This is a genomic window from Pacificispira spongiicola (assembly GCF_012926505.1).
GTDB classification, from domain to species: Bacteria; Pseudomonadota; Alphaproteobacteria; order UBA8366; family Aestuariispiraceae; genus Pacificispira; species Pacificispira spongiicola.
This window is the reverse complement of record NZ_JABBNT010000002.1, coordinates 604532-623598: the sequence shown is the minus strand read 5'-3', so window position 1 is coordinate 623598 and position 19067 is coordinate 604532. Positions and strand designations below refer to the sequence as shown.

At 60.6% G+C, this 19067-nt stretch carries 21 protein-coding genes and 1 riboswitch; of the genes, 10 read left to right on the top strand and 11 right to left on the bottom strand.

Annotation, left to right across the window (positions count from 1 at the left end):
* The first annotated feature begins 407 nt into the window (after window positions 1-407).
* The 5 genes from HH303_RS08235 (at window position 408) to HH303_RS08215 (ending at window position 5090) form a co-directional block, all read left to right on the top strand.
* The gene (locus HH303_RS08235; RefSeq protein ID WP_319637345.1) at window positions 408-1595 is read left to right on the top strand and encodes an ABC transporter substrate-binding protein; all 1188 of its coding nucleotides are present in this window, start codon (window positions 408-410) and stop codon (window positions 1593-1595) included.
* Between the two features lie 125 nt (window positions 1596-1720).
* Complete coding sequence (locus tag HH303_RS08230) at window positions 1721-2644, top strand: branched-chain amino acid ABC transporter permease (RefSeq protein WP_169624748.1); 924 nt, start codon at window positions 1721-1723, stop codon at window positions 2642-2644.
* A gap of 18 nt (window positions 2645-2662) precedes the next feature.
* Entirely contained in the window at window positions 2663-3640 is a 978-nt protein-coding gene (locus HH303_RS08225; RefSeq protein ID WP_169624747.1) for a branched-chain amino acid ABC transporter permease, read from the top strand.
* Complete coding sequence (locus HH303_RS08220) at window positions 3637-4386, top strand: ABC transporter ATP-binding protein (protein ID WP_169624746.1); 750 nt, start codon at window positions 3637-3639, stop codon at window positions 4384-4386. The genes HH303_RS08225 and HH303_RS08220 overlap by 4 nt, the downstream gene beginning before the upstream one ends.
* Window positions 4387-4388: 2 nt before the next feature.
* Window positions 4389-5090, top strand: coding sequence for an ABC transporter ATP-binding protein (locus HH303_RS08215; RefSeq protein ID WP_169624745.1), 702 nt, complete (start codon window positions 4389-4391; stop codon window positions 5088-5090).
* Window positions 5091-5147: 57 nt separating this feature from the next.
* On the opposite strand, the gene HH303_RS08210 is transcribed toward HH303_RS08215, so the two are convergent.
* On the bottom strand, window positions 5148-5471 hold the full coding sequence (locus HH303_RS08210; RefSeq protein ID WP_169624744.1) for a hypothetical protein: 324 nt from the start codon (window positions 5469-5471) through the stop codon (window positions 5148-5150).
* A 38-nt stretch (window positions 5472-5509) separates the two neighbouring features.
* Window positions 5510-5745, bottom strand: a riboswitch (cobalamin riboswitch).
* A 103-nt stretch (window positions 5746-5848) separates the two neighbouring features.
* Here HH303_RS08210 and HH303_RS08205 point away from each other — a divergent pair.
* Window positions 5849-6274 carry a tellurite resistance TerB family protein gene (locus tag HH303_RS08205; RefSeq protein ID WP_169624743.1) on the top strand — a complete coding sequence of 142 codons (426 nt, stop codon included), beginning with the start codon at window positions 5849-5851 and terminating at the stop codon, window positions 6272-6274.
* Between the two features lie 10 nt (window positions 6275-6284).
* Here HH303_RS08205 and HH303_RS08200 read toward each other — a convergent pair whose 3' ends face one another.
* Genes HH303_RS08200 through lepB form a run of 4 tightly spaced genes read right to left on the bottom strand, consistent with a single transcriptional unit; the run spans window position 6285 to window position 9382 of the window.
* Window positions 6285-7031 (bottom strand): RNA methyltransferase, encoded by a 747-nt coding sequence (locus HH303_RS08200; RefSeq protein ID WP_169624742.1) that lies wholly within the window; start codon window positions 7029-7031, stop codon window positions 6285-6287.
* The gene (gene era / locus HH303_RS08195) at window positions 7028-7939 is read right to left on the bottom strand and encodes a GTPase Era (protein WP_169624741.1); all 912 of its coding nucleotides are present in this window, start codon (window positions 7937-7939) and stop codon (window positions 7028-7030) included. The genes HH303_RS08200 and era overlap by 4 nt, the downstream gene beginning before the upstream one ends.
* Window positions 7936-8616, bottom strand: coding sequence for a ribonuclease III (rnc, locus tag HH303_RS08190; RefSeq protein WP_169624740.1), 681 nt, complete (start codon window positions 8614-8616; stop codon window positions 7936-7938). The genes era and rnc overlap by 4 nt, the downstream gene beginning before the upstream one ends.
* Window positions 8603-9382, bottom strand: a complete 780-nt coding sequence (gene lepB / locus HH303_RS08185; RefSeq protein WP_169624739.1) for a signal peptidase I — start codon at window positions 9380-9382, stop codon at window positions 8603-8605. Before lepB ends, rnc begins: the two co-directional genes overlap by 14 nt.
* 170 nt (window positions 9383-9552) lie before the next feature.
* On the opposite strand from lepB, the gene HH303_RS08180 reads away from it, so the two are divergent.
* Window positions 9553-9981, top strand: coding sequence for a VOC family protein (locus HH303_RS08180; protein WP_169624738.1), 429 nt, complete (start codon window positions 9553-9555; stop codon window positions 9979-9981).
* A gap of 7 nt (window positions 9982-9988) precedes the next feature.
* On the opposite strand, the gene acpS is transcribed toward HH303_RS08180, so the two are convergent.
* The 4 genes from acpS to rpoZ form a co-directional block, all read right to left on the bottom strand.
* Window positions 9989-10426: a holo-ACP synthase gene (acpS, locus tag HH303_RS08175; RefSeq protein ID WP_169624737.1), complete on the bottom strand. Its 438-nt coding sequence runs from the start codon at window positions 10424-10426 to the stop codon at window positions 9989-9991.
* Window positions 10423-10974 (bottom strand): DUF2062 domain-containing protein, encoded by a 552-nt coding sequence (locus tag HH303_RS08170; protein ID WP_169624736.1) that lies wholly within the window; start codon window positions 10972-10974, stop codon window positions 10423-10425. Before HH303_RS08170 ends, acpS begins: the two co-directional genes overlap by 4 nt.
* Window positions 10974-13157 carry a RelA/SpoT family protein gene (locus HH303_RS08165; protein WP_169624735.1) on the bottom strand — a complete coding sequence of 728 codons (2184 nt, stop codon included), beginning with the start codon at window positions 13155-13157 and terminating at the stop codon, window positions 10974-10976. The genes HH303_RS08170 and HH303_RS08165 overlap by 1 nt, the downstream gene beginning before the upstream one ends.
* A 184-nt stretch (window positions 13158-13341) precedes the next feature.
* Window positions 13342-13737 (bottom strand): DNA-directed RNA polymerase subunit omega, encoded by a 396-nt coding sequence (gene rpoZ / locus HH303_RS08160; protein ID WP_169624734.1) that lies wholly within the window; start codon window positions 13735-13737, stop codon window positions 13342-13344.
* 355 nt (window positions 13738-14092) lie between these two features.
* Between rpoZ and HH303_RS08155 the strand changes: the two genes are divergently transcribed.
* Genes HH303_RS08155 through HH303_RS08145 form a run of 3 tightly spaced genes read left to right on the top strand, consistent with a single transcriptional unit; the run spans window position 14093 to window position 16362 of the window.
* Entirely contained in the window at window positions 14093-14809 is a 717-nt protein-coding gene (locus tag HH303_RS08155) for a LabA-like NYN domain-containing protein (protein WP_455011040.1), read from the top strand.
* Window positions 14806-15468, top strand: a complete 663-nt coding sequence (locus tag HH303_RS08150) for a uracil-DNA glycosylase (RefSeq protein WP_319637344.1) — start codon at window positions 14806-14808, stop codon at window positions 15466-15468. The genes HH303_RS08155 and HH303_RS08150 overlap by 4 nt, the downstream gene beginning before the upstream one ends.
* Window positions 15469-15486: 18 nt before the next feature.
* A complete protein-coding gene (locus tag HH303_RS08145; RefSeq protein ID WP_169624733.1) occupies window positions 15487-16362 on the top strand; it encodes an S-methyl-5'-thioadenosine phosphorylase in 876 nt (291 codons plus the stop codon).
* On the opposite strand, the gene HH303_RS08140 is transcribed toward HH303_RS08145, so the two are convergent.
* Window positions 16352-17167 carry an arylamine N-acetyltransferase family protein gene (locus HH303_RS08140; RefSeq protein WP_169624732.1) on the bottom strand — a complete coding sequence of 272 codons (816 nt, stop codon included), beginning with the start codon at window positions 17165-17167 and terminating at the stop codon, window positions 16352-16354. The genes HH303_RS08145 and HH303_RS08140 overlap by 11 nt on opposite strands.
* A gap of 52 nt (window positions 17168-17219) precedes the next feature.
* Window positions 17220-18980, bottom strand: coding sequence for a monovalent cation:proton antiporter-2 (CPA2) family protein (locus HH303_RS08135; RefSeq protein ID WP_169624731.1), 1761 nt, complete (start codon window positions 18978-18980; stop codon window positions 17220-17222).
* Window positions 18981-19067: the final 87 nt, after the last annotated feature.

Below are 19067 nucleotides of genomic sequence, written 5' to 3'. Positions count from 1 at the left end.
GTCGCCCCATGCGCCTTTAGTGACTTTGAGTATGAACTTTCCTGGTTTTCTCGTCTGATTGCCGATGCCTGGCGTCCCCGATCCGGCGACAATGCGAAGGGTGCCTTGTCGATGTCGGACCACAGCGGGCGAAAATTGGGAAAGACGCGAATTCATCTTGTGTCGCATAAAAGAGAATGTTTAAGCTTAAAAAATATAGGCATGAAACAATGACGTGCGCAGCACCGCTGATCCCGATGCGTCATGTTTCGAAGGGACGCAGGATTCATGGCTATTCCTGTTCCCGAAGTGGGAAGAAGAGAGGCCTAAGTCTCCCGTGCCCGCAGACTGGTTGGAAACGTCCGGAACTGTCCGTTGAACGCGTTTCTAACAAGTCCTTGCGGACTTACGAACTGGGAGACTTATACGTGAGAAAATCGTTAATCGCGGTCCTTCTCGGGACCGTTGTCACCGCCAGCCCGGCCCTTGCCCAAGATGATCCGATCAAGATTGGTTTCGTCACCTCGCTGACGACGCCCGCCGCTGTTATCGGCTTCGAAATGAAGAATGCCGCAGAACTGGCGATGGAGCATATCGGCGGCGAAATGGGCGGCCGTAAGGCGGAAATCATTTTCGAGGACGACGGTTTCACGCCGGCGACCGGTAAGCAATCGACCGACAAGCTGCTGAAACAGGACAAGGTCGATTTCATGACCGGCTTCATCTGGAGCCACGTGTTGCTCGCCTCGTCCAAGGCGATCCTGGACAACGGCACCTTCCTGATCAGTGCCAATGCCGGTCCGTCCCAGTTGGCGGGCAAGGGCTGCCACAAGAATTTCTTCAACGTGTCCTGGCAGAACGGCCAGCCCGCCGAAGCGATGGGCGCCGTCCTGAACCAGATGGGCGTGAAGTCGCTGTATTTGATGGCGCCGAACTACGCGTCAGGAAAGGATCAGACCGGGGCGCTTGAAGGCGCCTATAACGGCGAGATCAAGGGTAAGGACATGACCAAGTGGGGGGCCGACGCACAGCTCGACTTCTCCGCGGAACTGGCGAAGGCGAAGGCGTCCGGCGCGGAAGCGATCTGGATTTTCTATCCTGGCAAGGCCGGCAACGCCTTCATTCAGCAATATGTCCAGTCGGGCGTGGCGGATACGATGCCGCTGTATTCCGTCTTCACGCTGGATTCCATCTCGCTGCCGAAACTGCAGGACGCCGGTCTGACCGGGGTTCTGGGCGCGCGGGAAACCCTGCAATGGTCGCCCGATATGGACAACCCGGCGACCAAGAAGTTCGTCGCGGACTATAAGGCGAAACACGGCGCGTATCCGTCCTACTATGCCCAGCAGGCCTATGACGCGATCATGCTGATCAAGTCGGCGGTGGATGCGGTCGGTGGCGACCTGTCCGATCAGGACGCGGTTCGTGCGGCGCTGGAAAAAGCGGATTTCGACTCGCTGCGCGGCGACTTCAAATTCGGCAACAACCACTTCCCGATCCAGGACTTCTACCTGCGTGAAGTGGTCGCCGACGAAGACGGTCGTTGGACGACGAAAATCGTCTCTAAGGTGACGGAGGACGCGGTCGATAGCTACGCCTCCGAATGCAAGATGTGAGCACGGTCGGTTCTCGGGAGGGGACGTTAGTCCTCTCCCGATCATCGCCTGTGTGGGTATGTGTTAAATTGGTTGGTCACTAACTCGAAAGTACGCCGGTGTGAATGCCGGGTTTTGGGGGAGGTATGGAAAGCGCATTGCTGATAACCCAGCTGCTGAATGGATTGCAGCTTGGAATCCTGCTGTTTCTAGTGGCGGCGGGGCTGACCCTGATCTTCGGTATCATGGACTTCGTCAACCTGGCGCATGGATCGTTCTATATGATCGGCGCCTATATCTGCGGGACTCTGGTCTATCTCCTGGATAGTTTCGTTCTCGCGGTGATTCTGGCGGTGCCGCTGACGCTGGTCGTGGGGTATGTCGCGGAACGGTTGGTCGCGCGGTCGATCTATGCCCGCGATCACTTGGATCACGTTTTGGCGACCTTCGGGCTCATCCTGATCTTCGACACGGGTGTGCATTTACTATGGGGCGCGGAAGGCATGTCCATCCCGCTGCCGGACTGGCTGCAGGGCCAGGTGGCCTTCAGCAGCACGATCGAAGTGCCCAGTTATCGCCTCGCGATCATCGCCGTTGGCTTGGCCGTCGCGCTCGGCCTGTTCCTGGTCGTGACAAAAACCCGGATCGGCATGTTGATCCGCGCCGGTGCGTCGAACCGCACGATGGTTCAGGCGCTGGGGATCGATATCAAGAATCTGTTTTCGCTGGTTTTCGCCGCCGGGGCGGCCATCGCCGGATTGGCGGGCATGATGATCTCGCCGATCACCGAAGCGTCGATCGGCATGGGCAACGATATCATCATCGTCGCCTTCGTCGTTATCATCATCGGCGGTATCGGATCCATCAAGGGCGCCTTCATCGGGGCGTTGATCGTCGGCATGATCGACACGTTGGGCCGGTCCTACCTGGATCAACTCTTCAAGCTCGTCATGTCGGATCAAAACGCCGAAACGGCGGCTCCCGCCATTTCCGCCATGCTGATCTACATCCTGATGGCGGCGATCCTCGCGGTCCGGCCTCAGGGCCTGTTCCCGCCCAAGGTCCGGTGACGGGAAGGAAGTCGAAAAATGAATCTCTCTGCGCTTATAACGCCCAAGAATCTGGTGACTGCAGCGGTGCTGATCGTGCTGGGGCTGATGCCGGTTCTCACAACGGTCTTCGACCAACCCTTCTACCTGGATATCGCGACCCGTATCGTCATTCTGGCGGTCGCGGCGGCCAGCCTGAACCTTATTCTCGGTTTCGGCGGAATGATCAGCTTCGGCCATGCCGCCTTTGTCGGTATCGGTGCCTATGCGGTCGGAATTCCGATCTATTACGAATACTATTCGGGATTCCTGCACTTCCCGCTGGCGATTGCCGTCAGCGCCCTGTTTGCGCTGGTCACGGGCGCGATCAGTCTGCGTACCAAGGGCGTTCATTTCATCATGATCACCATGGCGTTCTCGCAGATGATCTTCTTCCTGTTCCTGTCTTTGGAAGAATACGGCGGAGACGATGGGCTGCTGATCTGGTCGGACAGCGAGTTGTTCGACGGCCTGGCCTTGGATGATCCGTCGACCTTCTACTACGTTTGCTTCGTCTCGCTGGTCGGCGTTCTGTTGCTTCTGCACCGGATCGTGAACTCGCGCTTCGGGCGCGTAATCCGGGGCGCGAAGTCGAATGAGAAGCGCATGTCCGCGCTCGGTTATCCGACCTACCGCTATCGCCTCGTCGCCTATGTCATTTCCGGCGCCTTGTGCGGCTATGCCGGGGCGTTGATGGGGAACTTCACCAATTTCATCAGCCCGGACATGATGGGGTGGGGCCGTTCCGGCGAATTGATCTTCATGGTCGTCCTGGGCGGTAGCGGGTCGATCATCGGGCCGGTCTACGGCGTGCTGTCCTTCCTGCTTTTGGAAGAATTCATACCGGATGTGATGGATCTGTTCGCGGACGGTGCCGGTGTCTATTGGCATCTGCCCTTCGGCATCATCCTGCTGCTGGTCGTGCTGTTCGTGCGCGGCGGTATCTCCGGCTTTTTGAATAGGTTGACCAAACGATGAGCGTGCTTCTCGAAATCCAAGACCTGCAGAAGAGCTTCGGCGGCGTTAAGGCGACGAAGCATGTCAGCCTGGACGTGCTGGAAGGCGAGGTCCATGCGATCATCGGGCCGAACGGCGCGGGCAAGACGACTCTGATTTCGCAGTTGTGCGGCGAACAGATGCCGGATGCCGGCTTGATCCGTTTTGCCGGAAAAACGATCACCAGGGCGCCGTTCCCGGCGCGGGCGCGTTTGGGCATGGCGCGGTCGTTCCAGATCACCTCCGTCTTCCAGGACATGACCTTGCTGGAAAATGTCGCCCTGTCGGTACAGGCCCATGACGGTCATTCCTTCCGTTTCTGGAAGCGGGCGGACAGCGAAACGGCACTGAACGAGAAGGCCATGACCTTCCTGACGGAAGTCGGGTTGGCGGATAAGGCCCATGTCCTGTCCCGGGAAGTGTCCCACGGCGAACACCGTCAGCTGGAAATCGCCATGGCCCTGGCGACGGAACCGAAGATGCTGCTGCTGGACGAGCCGATGGCGGGCATGGGCAGCGAAGAATCCGCCCGCATGGTGGATATCCTGAAGAAGTTCAAGGGCGAAAAGACCATGCTGCTTGTCGAACATGACATGGATGCGGTTTTCGCGCTGGCCGATCGCATTTCGGTCCTGGTCTATGGCGAGGTGATCGCGACGGACAAACCCGAGGCGATCCGCGATAACGAGGCGGTCAAACGCGCCTATCTCGGTGAGGAGGCAGACTGACCATGCTGCGTATTTCCGGACTGAAAACCTTCTACGGCAACAGCCAGGCCCTGTTCGGCATGGATGTCGAAATTCAGGAAGGTCAGGTCGCCACCCTGATGGGGCGCAACGGCATGGGCAAGACGACCACCGTGCATTCCATCATGGGGATCACCCCGTCCCAGGACGGCGAGATCGAATTCAACGGCACGCCGTTGCGCGGCATGACCCCGTTTGCCGTGGCGCGATTGGGCATCGGTCTGGTGCCGGAAGGCCGCCAGATTTTCCCGAACCTGACCGCCCACGAAAACCTGGTCGCCACGGCGGCCAACTGGGGCAAGCTGAAGACGCCCTGGACGGTGGAACGGGTCTATGAATTGTTCCCCGGTCTGGCCGCGCGCCGGACCAGCATGGGCAACCTGCTGTCGGGTGGTGAACAGCAGATGTTGGCCGTCGGCCGGGCGTTGATGACCAATCCGAAACTGCTGATCCTGGACGAGGCGACCGAGGGCCTCGCGCCGCTGATCCGCGACGAAATCTGGCGCAGCCTGGAAGCCCTGAAAGGGGAAGGCCTGTCGATCCTGGTTATCGACAAGAACGTCAAGGACCTCGCCCGGATCGCGGATCGTCATCACATCGTCGAAAAGGGTCAGGTCGTCTGGACCGGCGACAGCACGTCATTACTGGCCGACCAGGAACTGACTCAGCGTTACCTCGGCGTTTAACCGGAATTTCGGAAACCGAATCCGCCCCCCTGACCGGCGTTAGGGGGGCGGTTCTGTTTACGCGTGGCGTCGATGGCCGCGCCGCCCGGTCGCTGCCAGCTTTTCTGCCGGATAGCGCGCGATTTCCCTCAATAGCTGGGAAATCCGACCCGTCTCACCGCCTTGGGCCCCAGCGATCCTGGGCAAGGATCCCAACGTCGCCGCCGCCCGCGCCGGATCGATTTCCGACGGCAGGCTGATTAACCAGGACAGAATCGCGGTTTCCGCAAAGCCGTCCGGAAGTGTGGTGTCCATTTCGAACAGCGCCGTCAGGCATTGTTGGGGATCGGCAATCGCAACCGGCGACGCCACGGAATCGGATGGATACAGGGATACTGTCATACGGCCTCCTTCCGGGACACCCCGCCCGGGTTGGATAAGGTTCAAGACATTGAGCGGCAGGTCTCCTGGCTCGCGGGTCGGTGCGTCGCATCCTGCCTTCCCGGCCCTATAGATCGGGCCAGTGGCTAGGTCGGATGCGGGCTCGCCGCTTACAGTTGCGGGGGCAGCTTCGGCCTTGGGTCCAGTGGGGGAAGCCCCATGGTACCGCACCGAATTCCCTTTTGATCCTCTTCGGGGGAAACCCCGTCGAGGAACCGCTCTCTCAACGGATTTAGCCTACGCGAACCGCGTTTGGAATCCAGCATATTTGCGACATTGGTTGACCAGGAAACGCCGGGACCCCACTATTGCAACGCACAAGTCTTGGGGGAGAGTGCATGCTCGAAGGGCTGCGTACGGCATTGGGTGAACGAACGGCACGGCATCGCAACCGGCCGTTTCTGGAGGCTTGCATGGCGACCTGCGCCTTGGTGGCCATCGCGGATGGGGAGGTTTCCCTATCCGAACGCAGCCGCGTCGACGACGTGCTGGAAGCCATCGACCGGCTGAAATTTTTCGACGTGCACGAGGCCGTCGATCTGTTCAATACCCATGTCGATGCGATCGTCGCCGAACCGGTGAAGGGCCGCAAGGCGGCGCTGGAGGCGGTAAAGGAAATGCGGCATGACGCAGGTGACGCCGTCATGCTGGTCAAGATCGCCCTGGCCATCAGCCGCGCCGACGGCGACTTCCTGGAGTCCGAACGCGCCCAATGCGAGGCCATCTGCCGCGTCCTGGGGCTCGACCTTCGGGATTACGAATAAGGGAAGGGCGTCACCCGCCCTTGCGGGGTTCCGGCCCGGCACGGCGCAGGCTTTCGACAATGCCGTGCACGGTGCGGATATCCTGATCCGTCAGGCCGGATCGCTGAAACAGCATGCGGATATTGCGCATGACCGTCGGGCGCATGTCGGGGGACCGGAAAAAGCCGCCGTCGTCCAAGCCACGCCCTAACCGTTCAATCATGATGTCGATTTCGTTGCGGGTCGCGGGCCGTGAGTCGCCGATATCGACGGTGCTATCCGGCGTTGCGTCTTCCGCCGTGAACCATTCATAGCCGACCAGTAGAACTGCCTGGGCCAGATTCAGGGATTTGAAGTCAGGATTTAGCGGCACGCGCAGGATAACGTCGGCCAGTGCCACGTCTTCCGTCGTCAGGCCGGACCGTTCCCCGCCGAACAGGACGCCGCAGCGTTCGGTGCCGGTGGATTCGCGCTTGCGAATATCGGCGGCGGCGGCGCGGGGCGTCATCACCGTTTCCACCATTTCCCGCTTGCGGCCCGTCGTGGCGTAGATGCGGGTCAGGTCCGCCACAGCCTCTTCGACCGTATCGAACAGGGCGGCGTTCTCAATGACGTCCACCGCGCCGGAGGACGCGTCGATTGCCTTCTGGTTCGGCCAACCGTCGCGGGGCCGCACGATGCGCATTTCCGTCAGCCCGCAATTCAGCATGGCACGGGCGCACATGCCGATATTTTCCCCCATCTGGGGGTCTACGAGAACGACAACGGGTCCCGTCATGCCTGAAAGTCCAGGTTCCACATACGATAGCGTTCAGGGTCGTCCTGCCAACGGTCGCGCACCTTCACATACAGGAATAGGTGGACCTTGGACTCGAACATCTCCTCCAGCTCCTTCCGGGCGGCGGAGCCGACGGTTTTTACCTTCGCGCCGTTCTTGCCTAGGATGATCGCGCGCTGGCTTTCGCGTTCGACATAGACGACTTGTTCAATGCGGATCGATCCGTCCTTGCGGACCTCATAGCTTTCGGTTTCCACGGTCAGCGCATAGGGCAGTTCCTGGTGAACGTTCAGAAACAGCTTTTCGCGCGTTACTTCCGCCGCCAACAGCATCTGCGGCATGTCGGATAGTTGATCTTCCGGGAACAGCCACGGGCCCGGCGCCATGCGGGAGACGAGATGCGCCATCAGATCTTCCGTCCCATCGCCGTTTTCGGCGGAAATCATGAAGATATCCGTGAACAGGCCGGTTTTGTTCAGGCGGTCGGCGAGGGCGAGCAGGATTTCTCGCTTCACCATGTCGATCTTGTTGAGCGCCAGGACGGCTTTGCGGCCTTCCTTTTCCAGCCCCTTCAGGATGTCCTCGACCTCATCCGTCACACCGGCATGGGCATCGATCAGCAGCACCGTGGCGTCGGCTTCCTGCGCGCCCTGCCACGCGGCGGAGACCATGGCGCGATCCAGGCGGCGTTTGGGTTTGAAGATACCGGGCGTGTCGATGAAACAGACCTGCGTTTCGTCGCGCAGCGCGATGCCCAGGACGCGGGTTCGCGTCGTCTGAACCTTGTGGGTCACGATGGTGACCTTTGCCCCGACCAGCAGGTTCACCAGGGTGGATTTCCCGGCATTCGGCGCGCCGATCACGGCGACGAAGCCGCAACGGGTCATTTCAGGGGACGCATCGGTCATTTCGGTAGGCTTTCCAACAAGGTTTTCGCGGCGGTCTGTTCCGCCAGTCGTTTCGCGCGGCCTTCCGCTTCGGCATCGCCATGCCCGGCGACGCTGACCCGAATGCGGAAGACGGGGGCATGGTCGGGGCCGCTGCGGCCGACTTCTTCATAGACGGGCAGGCCGAGACCGCGGGCCATGGTCCATTCCTGCAGCGTGGTTTTCGCATCCCGCGGCGGTTTGACCGCGGCATCCAGACGGTCGGTCCAGTGGGATTCCACAAAAGCGCGGGCGGTGTCCAACCCGCCATCCCGGAACAGGGCGGCGATCAGCGCCTCGCAGACATCGGATAGGATGGATTGGTTTTCCGCGCCGTCCTCGACTTCCGACGGGCCGAACCGGATTTCCGGACCGACGCCCAGTTCCGTCGCGATTTCCGCCAGGGTTTCCTTACGCACCAGCGCGTTGAAGCGGCGGGACAGGTGCCCTTCCGGTTCCTTCGGATAGTGGCGCATCAACATATCGGCGATGATCAGGCCCAGAACGCGGTCGCCCAGGAATTCCAGGCGTTCATAACTGCCTTTCGCGGCATGGGGGCTGCTGCTGTGGGTCAGGGCCCGGTCCAGCAGTTTAGGATCCTTGAAGGCATGGCCGATCCGCGCTTCGAGCGCGGCGCGGCGGTCGTCAGTCGACGGCATTGAAGAAACGCCCGAACCGGATGCCCGGCTCGTCGAAGGACAGCATGCCCCGATCCCCGATAGAGAAGAACAGGATCGTCGCCTTGCCGATGAAGTTTTCCGCCGGGACGAAACCGACCTGGCTCAACACGCGGCTGTCCTGGGAATGATCGCGGTTGTCGCCCATCGCGAAATAATGACCCGGCGGGACCGTATATTCCGGCGTGTTATCCAGGCGCCAATGGTCGCCCATCGCCTCGATGATCCGGTGCTGCACGCCGTTCGGCAGGGTTTCGATATATTGCGGTACCGCCTGACCCAGACGTTCGCCGTATTCCGGGACGTAGTCTTCGATGCGTTCGCGCTTCACGGCCTCGCCGTTTATATGCAGGATACCGTTGATGACCTGGATGCGGTCGCCGGGCAGCCCGATGATGCGCTTGATATAGTCGATTGAGGTATCCGTCGGCTTGCGGAACACGGCCACGTCGCCGCGTTCCGGCCCGGAGCCCATGATCCGGCCGGAAAAATCGAAGGGGCTGAACGGGAAGGAATACTTGCCGTAGCCATAGGAGAATTTCGAAACGAATAGATAGTCGCCGATCTTCAGCGTCGGCAGCATGGAACCGGACGGAATGTTGAACGGTTCGTAGAAAAAGATGCGGCAGCCGAAGGCGATGACGGCGGCCCAGATGACGGTCGAAATCGTTTCGCGGAATGCGTTTTTCTTCTTGGTCTTCGGGGTATCGGTCACGGCGCTCTTTTCCGCCTTTTCGAAGTCTGCCATCGATCTTCCAGTTACTACCGGCCGGGTTCACGGCCATTCCTGCGGGATTGCCTGGATATGGCCCCCAGCCCCGGTGGAAGTCAACCCGGAGCCTGGGAATTCGCGAACGGATTTCCTTTGTCTTCCGCATTTGATATCGCTTTATGCACCATTATCGAAGGAGCCGCCCCATGGCCGCAAAAGAAATCCGTCCCTTCCATCTGGCCTTCCCGGTCGACGACCTGGAGGCCGCGCGCGGCTTTTACAAAGGGCTGCTGGGTTGTGGGGAAGGGCGCAGTTCGCCGGATTGGGTCGACTTCGATTTCCACGGGCACCAGATCGTTGCGCATCTAGCGCCGCAGGAATGCCGACAGGCGGCGAAAGGCTCCGTCGACGGGCACGGGGTGCCGGTGCGGCATTTCGGCCTGGTGATGACGATGGAAGACTGGCAGGAAACGGCGGATCGCTTGACCGCGGCGGGCGTGGAATTCGTCATCGAACCCTATATCCGCTTCAAGGGGCAGCCGGGGGAACAGGCCACGATGTTCTTCATGGACCCGGCCGGGAACGCACTGGAACTGAAGGCGTTCAAAAACCTGGATCAGCTCTTCGCCACGTAAGCCGAGCCTAAAGTTCCCGATAGTGCCGCAGCATGTCCGCCTGATCGGCGGGGATGGCGGACAGGATGACCATGGCATGGGCAAGGCCCGCCTCGTCGGTCAACGAGATATCGACCAGAGGCACCATGCCGGGGGGCATCAGCTTTTCGGCCCGCGCCAGGGCGCCATTGTGCAGGATCAGGCGCGGCTTGCCGCTGGGCAGGGGCACGACCTCCATATCGCGCCAGAACACCCCCTGACGAAAACCGGTGCCCAAGGCCTTGGAACAGGCTTCCTTCGCGGCAAACATCTGGGCGTAGCGGTCGGCACGCTTCGCCGGTTTCCGGTCGGCGCGCATCTGTTCGCGTTCCGTAAAGCATCGTGCGGTGAACCGGTCGCCGAACCGGGTCAGGCTGTCCGCGATACGCGAAATCTGGCAAAGGTCGGTCCCGGTTCCGATGATCATGCGGTTTCCCGGCCCATCTCTGCCCTTTTGCGGCTGCGGCCCAGACGGCTGCGGCGCAGCTTTTCGATCATGCGGACCAGCGGAAAATAGAAAATCGGCCAGACGACGACCGACAGAATCGCCCCGCCCAGCATCATCGGCAGCAGCACATCGCCGATATGGGCCATCAAATAGGTGAAGCTCAAATCGTTCAGCGACACTTTCGTGCCCTCGCCGGGCAGGATCGAACTGCCGATTTCATAAATCGCGATCCAGATCAGCGGGAAGGTCCAAGGATTGCCGACCAAGGTGCCGAGGGCGGAGGCGATCAGATTGCCCCGCAACAGATAGGCAAGCAGAGCCCCCAGAACGAAATGCAGCCCCATGAAGGGGGTGAAGCTGACCGCCGCGCCCGCCGCGAAACCGGCCGCGATGCTGTGCGGCGTGCCGGGTAGGCGGGAAATGCGCTTTTTGTAATAGGCCCATAGGCGGGACAGACTCATGCGCGGCCAGATGAATTCGCGTGTCGTGGTCAACCAGGTCCGGGGGCTGCGTCCTTTGAATCGCATCAGGCGCGCTCCACCGAATTGACGTGGCGGGAGGCCCGCAGCGCCGCCAGGATATTGTTCAACTGTTTTGCCGTCGTGACTTCGATATCGATCAACATTTCAAAGAAATCGACGCTGCGGCTGGTGAATTTCAGGTTGGAGATATTGCCGCCCTCGCGCCCGATCACGGCGGTGACTTCCGCCAGGGCGCCCGGTTCGTTCAACAAAACCGTTCGGACCCGCCCGGTAAAGGCGGTACCGTCCACGGCCTCCGCGTCCCAGGACACGTCCAGCCAGCGTTCCGGCATGTCGGAGAAGTTTTCCAGCGTCGGGCAATCCATGTTGTGGATCGTAACACCCTTGCCGGTCGTGACGATGCCGATGATCCGGTCGCCGGGGAGGGGGTGGCAGCAACGTGCGAAATGGATCGCCATATGCGGGATCAGCCCTCGGATCGGGATGGCGCCCCCGGCGGTCGGATCGATCTGTCCCGGCGCCTTGCGCTTCGGGACCGTCTTGTCCTTTTCCTTTTCCTTCACGCCTGGATAGCAGGCGATCAGGACTTCCCGCGCGGATACGCGGCCCTCGCCGACGGCGACCTGCACATCCTCGCCGGTTTCTGCGTCGAAGCGCTGGGCAATCCCCTTCAGCGCTTTTTCGGTCGCGTCATACCCTTCGGCCTTGAAGGCACGGTCGAGGATTTCCTTACCCAATCGGATATACTGTTCGCGTTGGACCGACCGGATGAACCGCCGGATACAGGCGCGCGCCTTCCCGGTGACGACGAAGTTTTCCCAGGCGGGAGACGGCGTCTGCGCCTTGGAGGTGATGATTTCCACCTGGTCACCGTTGCGCAGTTCCGTGCGCAGCGGCACCAACCGCCCGTTGACCCGCGCGGCCGTGCAGCGGTTGCCGATATCGGTATGGACGGCATAGGCGAAGTCGACGGGGCACGACCCGCGCGGCAGGGCATGCAGGTCGCCCTTGGGCGTGAAGATGAACACCTGATCGGAGAACATCTCCATCTTCGTGTGTTCCAAGAAGTCTTCCGGTCCGGATGCGTTTTCCAGAATTTCCAGCAATTCGCGGAGCCATCGGTACTGGCGGCCTTCGGTCAGGCCTTTGCGCGACCCACCTTCGGCGTCTCCCGGCTCCTTGGCACTACCGCCCTTTTCCTTGTAGCGCCAATGGGCGGCGACCCCCAGTTCCGCGATTTCATGCATATCGCGGGTGCGGATCTGGATTTCGATGCGGCGGTTTTCCGGCCCGATAACGCCGGTATGGATGGACCGATACCCGTTCGGCTTCGGCAGCGAGATGTAATCCTTGAAACGGCCCGGCACCATGGAATACAGGCCGTGCAGCACGCCCAGCGCCTGATAGCACTGTTCCACCGACCCGACGATGACGCGGAAGGCCATGATGTCGGACAGCTGTTCGAAACCGATATTCTGCCGCTGCATCTTGCGCCAGATGGAATAGGGCTTCTTGCGGCGACCGCTGATTTCCGCCGTCAGGCCGTGTTTCGCCAATTCCTGGATCAGCGTGTCCTTGATCCGGTCGACAATGTCGCCGCCGGATTCTTCCAGAAAGGCCAGACGGGCGACGATCGATGCGCGCGCATCCGGGTTCAGTTCCTGAAAGGCGATATCTTCCAGTTCCTCCTGCCAGTCGCGGATGCCGATCCGCTCAGTCAGGGGAACATAGATATCCATGGTTTCGCGAGCGATGCGGCGACGCTTTTCCGGGCTCTTTATGAAATGCAGCGTGCGCATATTGTGCAGCCGGTCCGCCAGCTTCACGATCAGGACGCGGATATCCTGCGACATCGCCAGGACGAGTTTGCGGAAGTTTTCCGCCTGCTTGGTCCGGTCCGATTGCAGTTCCAACTGCGACAGCTTGGTCACCCCGTCGACTAGGGCGGCGATTTCGCCGCCGAATGTTTCCTTGATCATGTCGACGGTGACGTCGGTGTCTTCCACCGTGTCGTGCAGCAGCCCGGTAATGATGGAGGCACAATCCAGCCGCTTGTCGCTCAACAGGCCCGCGACTTCGACCGGGTGGGAAAAATAGGGGTCGCCGCTGGCGCGCGTCTGGCTGCCGTGCCATTTCACGGTGAAGACATAAGCCTTGTTCAGCGCATCCTCGTCGGCGCCGGGATCATAGGCCCGAACCCTCTCCACCAACTCGTATTGACGCATCATGAGCGCAGCGCGACCTTAAACACCGTTCCAAGCCGCCGAAAGGCGCGGCTTTCCATAAAGATAGAATGTGTCGCCCGACCCCAATTAACAAGGCCGCGCTGCGGTCGAATCGACTGGAACGGACGTAAAAAACGAAGCCCGGCGCTGTGGCCGGGCTTCCGAGACGTTTTGGATGCTTTCGCGATCAGTCGTCGACGTCGGCGTCTTCGAAACGCGGCATTTCCAGCGGACCGTCATCGTCGCTCGGCGCCGCCGGGATCGGGCCCGGATCGCCCATATGCGGCATTTCGGCGGCACCGATCATGGCCTGTTCGAAGACCTGGACATCGTCCTCTTCTTCCGGCTCGTCGGTGTCGATGAAACGCTGCATACCGCGGATCAACTCGTCCTTCAGCTCTTCCTTGTCGACCTTGGACTCCGCGATCTCGCGCAGCGACACGACGGGGTTCTTGTCGTTGTCGCGATCGACCTGCAGCACCGCGCCGTTCGAAATGTCGCGGCTGCGCTGAGCGGCCAGCATGACAAGGTCAAAGCGGTTCGGAACCTGTTCGACGCAATCTTCTACGGTAACGCGGGCCATATGTTCACTTCCTCGTTCGGTTCGAACCCCCGGGCCGACACAGGCGGCGGGACGGGGATGGGGCGGGTCAACCGCATGTCATTCAGCGGCGCGAACGTAAATCCGCACCGGAAACGGGGATATACGCGTCAACGCCTGCTATTTCAACCGTAGAATTCCCGCCCGAATGGACCCTGGCGAAACGCCGGGACGATGTCGGTAAAGTATACAGCATTTTACATTTCGTTTCTTGAAACACGTTTCGGCGCGGACTAGGAATCTTCCACAAGTTATTGAATTGAAGGCTGACAGGCTTTTTCTCGCGCCTGCGGCGGCATTCATAGCAGCAAACAATTTATACGAAGGGAATTCCGCCATGCGGTTGGGAATCTACAAAGAAGAGAAGTTTGCCATATTCATTGACGGGGCAAATCTTTATTCGGCGGCCAAGGCGCTGGGGTTCGATATCGATTACAAGAAGCTTCTGACGCAGTTCAAGACGGAAGGCCGACTTGTCCGTGCCTTCTACTACACGGCGCTGTTCGAGGATCAGGACTATTCCCCGATCCGCCCGCTGGTCGATTGGCTTGACTACAACGGCTATACCATGGTCACGAAGCCGGCAAAATCCTACACGGATTCTCAAGGCCGTCAGCGGATCAAAGGCAATATGGACATGGAGCTGGCGATCGATATGCTCGACATGACGGAGCATCTCGACCACATCGTCCTGTTCTCCGGCGACGGCGATTTCCGCAGCTTGGTGGAGGCGGTACAGCGCCGCGGCGTGCGGGTCAGCGTGGTCAGCACGATCAAATCCTCCCCGCCCATGATCGCGGACGAATTGCGCCGTCAGGCCGACAACTTCATCGAGCTTTACGATCTGGCCAAGGATATTGCCCGGAACTTCCACGAACCGGCACGCCCGTCGACCCAGGCCAGCACCGCGCCGCGCCGCTCGCCGCGCGGGCCCAGCGCCGATTTTGACGGCGATGAAGAAGATTATGAAGGCGACGACGAGTTCGACGACGAGGACGATTATTCCGGCGTCGAGGCTATTGTCGAACGCACCGACCGATCCGGCAACCGGTGAGCACGCCGGTTTTCGAAAACCCATCGCGGGATTGTCCGCTCTGTCCGCGGTTGAACGCGTTCATCGCCGAAAACAGGGCGGCGCATCCCGATTGGTGGAATGCCCCGGTCCCCAGTTTCGGGCCGTTGGACGCGCCGATCCTGATTCTCGGTCTGGCGCCCGGATTGCAAGGGGCGAACCGAACCGGACGTCCCTTCACCGGGGATTGGGCGGGAGACCTCCTGTATAAGGTTCTGGTTGAAGAAGGTCTGGCGGAGGGAGTCTACGACCGCAGGCCCGACGATGGCCTACGGCTCACCGGGTGCCGGATTGCCAATGCCGTGCGCTGTGTGCCGCCGCAAAACAAACCGATCGGACAGGAAATGAATGCCTGTCGGCCTTTTCTGGTCGATGAGATCGCGGCGATGACCAACCTGAAGACGGTCTTCACCCTGGGCCGTATCGCACATGAAGCGATTCTGCGGGTCCTGGGGCAGCGCCCCGCCGGGTACAAATTCGCCCATGAAGCCGTCCATCGTGTGGAAGACAAAACGAGTCGCGAAATCTTCGTGGTAAACAGCTACCATTGTTCGCGTTACAACACGAATACGGGGCGCCTGACGGAAGATATGTTTCGGCAGGCCGTCCGGGCGGCGATCAAGGCCGCGGGATCGGCTTAAAACAGCGGAGATCGGTATATGACTGAACGGGTGCTCGGAATCATCGGCGGTAGCGGTCTCTATGCGATAGACGGTCTGGAAGATGCCGAATGGGTGTCGGTCGACTCGCCCTGGGGCAAGCCGTCCGACGCCGTGTTGTGCGGCGTTTTGAACGGAACGAAGCTCCGCTTCCTGCCGCGTCACGGTCGCGGGCATGTTCAGTCGCCGAGTTCCATCAACTATCGCGCCAATATCGACGTGATGAAGCGGTTGGGCTGCACCGATATCCTATCGATTTCTGCCTGCGGATCGTTGAAAGAAGAATTGCCGCCCGGCCATTTCGTCATTGTCGACCAATTCATCGACCGGACGTTCGCGCGGGAAAAAAGCTTCTTCGGTCCGGGCTGTGTCGCGCATGTGTCCATGGCTCATCCGGTATCGTCCTGGCTTGGCGATTTGTGCGAGGACGGGCTGAAATCCCTGGCCATTCCGCATACGCGCGGCGGGACCTATATGGTGATGGAAGGGCCGCAATTTTCCTCCCTCGCGGAATCGGAACTGTATCGCAGTTGGGGGTGTTCGGTCATCGGCATGACGAATATGCCGGAGGCCAAGCTGGCCCGCGAAGCGGAGCTGCGTTACGCGACCGTCGCCATGGTGACTGACTACGATTGTTGGCACCCCGATCACGATCATGTCGATGTCGAAATGGTTATCAAGACCCTGCTGGAAAACGCCGATCATGGGCGCGATCTGGTGCGTGAGGTGGCGAAACGTTTGAATACGTGGGCTGCGGAACCGACCTGCGGCTGCGACCGGGCGCTGCAAATGGCGCTGATCACCGCGCCGGAAGCGCGGGACCCGGCCGTCATGGCGAAGCTGGATGCCGTCGCGGGGCGGGTGCTTAACGGGTAAGGGGCGCGTTCGCGGCCTTATCGAAGACCGCCTGAACCGTCGAATCATTAAAGTTCAGACCGAAGACCGTTTCCAGAACCGTGCCCAGTTCCGGGGCGTCGGCCAGCATGCGGGTTTCTTCCTGTCCGTCCTTCACATGCTTGAAGGCAAGATTGAACAGGCTCGCCCGCCCGGCTTCGGTCAGGATCGCCGCCATCAGGAATGTCTGAAAGGGCGTGCGGTTCCAATGGGTACACAGGAAGTTGGCGGCCTCGATATCCGCGAATTGGACCGGTGAGAAATCCGTTCCGTAGAGCGGGAACCATCCGTCGCCCTGTTGCTTGTCGACGACCAATTCGCCGGTCGCCGTATCGTTTCGAAGGCGAAAGACATCCTGCCCGATAGTCTGCGGATCGCGGCTGTCCAAATGCAGTGGGCGGCGGGACCCCGGACCGCCGAACCCCGTATCGCAGAGCCAGCGAACGCCGTCGGCCTCAACCGTGAACGCCAGATGTGTGCGCGCGCCGCCCCGATCCGCGCCCTGGCGGACGCGGCACATCAACATCTGCGGACGATATTCCAGTGCATCGAGGGCGAGCCCGAAGAGTGTGTTGAGTTCGAAACAATAGCCGCCCCGTCGGTCGATGATCAGTTTCTGCCACAGTCCGTCGTCGGTGAGGTCCGGCAGCATGCCCAGGAACGGGTCGATCGCCTCAAACGGGATCGCGCGCATCTGCGCCTCTTGCAGGCGCGCCAGCCCGTCGGCGCCGACCGGCTTTTCGGTCAGACCCAACCGGTTGAGATAGTGGTCGAGATCGAATGCCATGACGGCGAATCCTATTGCGAATGGTGTGGAGGACGTGGATATCCGGGAAGGATCAGGATTTATCCAATCGGAAGGTGCCGCCGTCTTCTGCCGTGGCATAGATGCCTTCCGCTTTCTGGCGGATCAGGCGTTCGCCGTCGACGCGCCGGAATTCCTCCAGCAGGCGGTCGATTTCCTCCACATCGATATCGAGGCGGCGCAACCCTTCTTCCGCCAGTTTGACGGAGCTTTCGAACGTATCCCGGATCAGGAAATCCGCCCCGCTGTCCAGCAGGTCCAAGGCGTGTAGACGGTCATGCGCGCGGGCCATGATGCGCACATTGGGGAAGCGATGGGTGATGACGTCGATGGATTTCGTACAGGCGGCGGCGTTGTCGATGGTGACATAGACCAATTTTGCCTCGGCCATCCCGGCGGCGGCCAGAACATCCGGGCGCGTGGCGTCGCCGAAATAGACCTTTGCGCCGAACCGTTTCGCCGCCTCGATCCGTTTCGGGTCCGCGTCGATCGCGGTGACGGATATGCCCTTCATGCGAAAAATCTGGCTGACGATCTGCCCGACGCGTCCGAAGCCCAAAATGATTACGCCGTTGCGTTCGGATTCCTCGCCCGGCCGGGGCAGGTGATCCGTCTTGGTGGGCCACAGGTGCGGCGCCAGGCGTTCGAACGCCATGCGGATCGGCGGCGTAAGGGCCATGGACACGGTAATAAGCGCCGTCAGCAGTCCGGCGTCGGTGGCACTGACGAGGCCGAGAGCGACACCCTCGGCGACGACGACGAATCCGAACTCACCACCCTGCGGCAAGGTCGTGGCGATCAGGCCCGATTCCGGCGCGGAGGACCGGAAAATCCGGCACAGGCCATAGATGATGACCCCTTTTACGATCAACAGCAGAATGGCGCCGCCGACCACCCAGGCCCATTCCGTGATGACAACGCCCAAGTCCACGGACATGCCGACGGCAATGAAGAACAGGCCCAGCAGCAGCCCGCGGAAGGGTTCGATATCGGCTTCGATCTGGTGGCGGTATTCGCTTTCGGCCAGCATTACCCCGGCCAGGAAGGCGCCCAGCGCCATGGACAGTCCGAACCATTGCATCAGCAAGGCCGATCCGACGACAAGCAGCAAGGCCGTCGCCATGAAGATTTCGTGCGACTTCGTCTGGGCGATGATCCGGAAAATAGGGTTCAGGGCGAACTTTCCGGCCAGGATCAAGACGGCGACCGCCCCGATGCTTTCTAGGGCGGCGATCCAACCGTCCGATCCTGCTTCCTGTCCGCCGCCCAGGGCCATCAACGGTGCCAGCGCCAGAATCGGTGCGATCATCAAATCCTGAAGCAGCAGGATCGAAAAGGCGCGGGTACCGTATGTCGTGTTCAATTCCCCGCGTTCCTGCATCAACTGAAGCCCGAAAGCGGTGGAGGAGAGCGCCAGTCCCATACCGACCAACACGCAGACCTGCCAGGACGCCCCCAGAGCATAGACGCCGAAGGCGGCGACGGCGGCGGCGGTCAGGAAGACCTGGATACTGCCCAATCCGAAGATATCCCCGCGCAAGGCCCACAATCGGCTGGGCTTCAGTTCCAGGCCGATCAGGAACAGCAGCAGCACGACGCCGAATTCGGCAAAGGCGAAGACGTTTTCCGTATCCCCGACGGCCCCCAGAACATGCGGGCCGATGACAGCCCCGGCAGCGAGATATCCCAGGACGGAACCGAGTTTCAAGCGCTTGAAGAGCGGTACCGCGATAACCGCCGCAGAAAGATACAAGGCCGCATCTTCCAAGAAGGTAACATCACCGCCGGCAGCCATTTTTCCCCTGATCTTCCGATAGAAATTCCTTACGGCCATTCTTGCACAATTCCGGAACGGCAAGCAAAGGCGGGTTTACGAAAATCG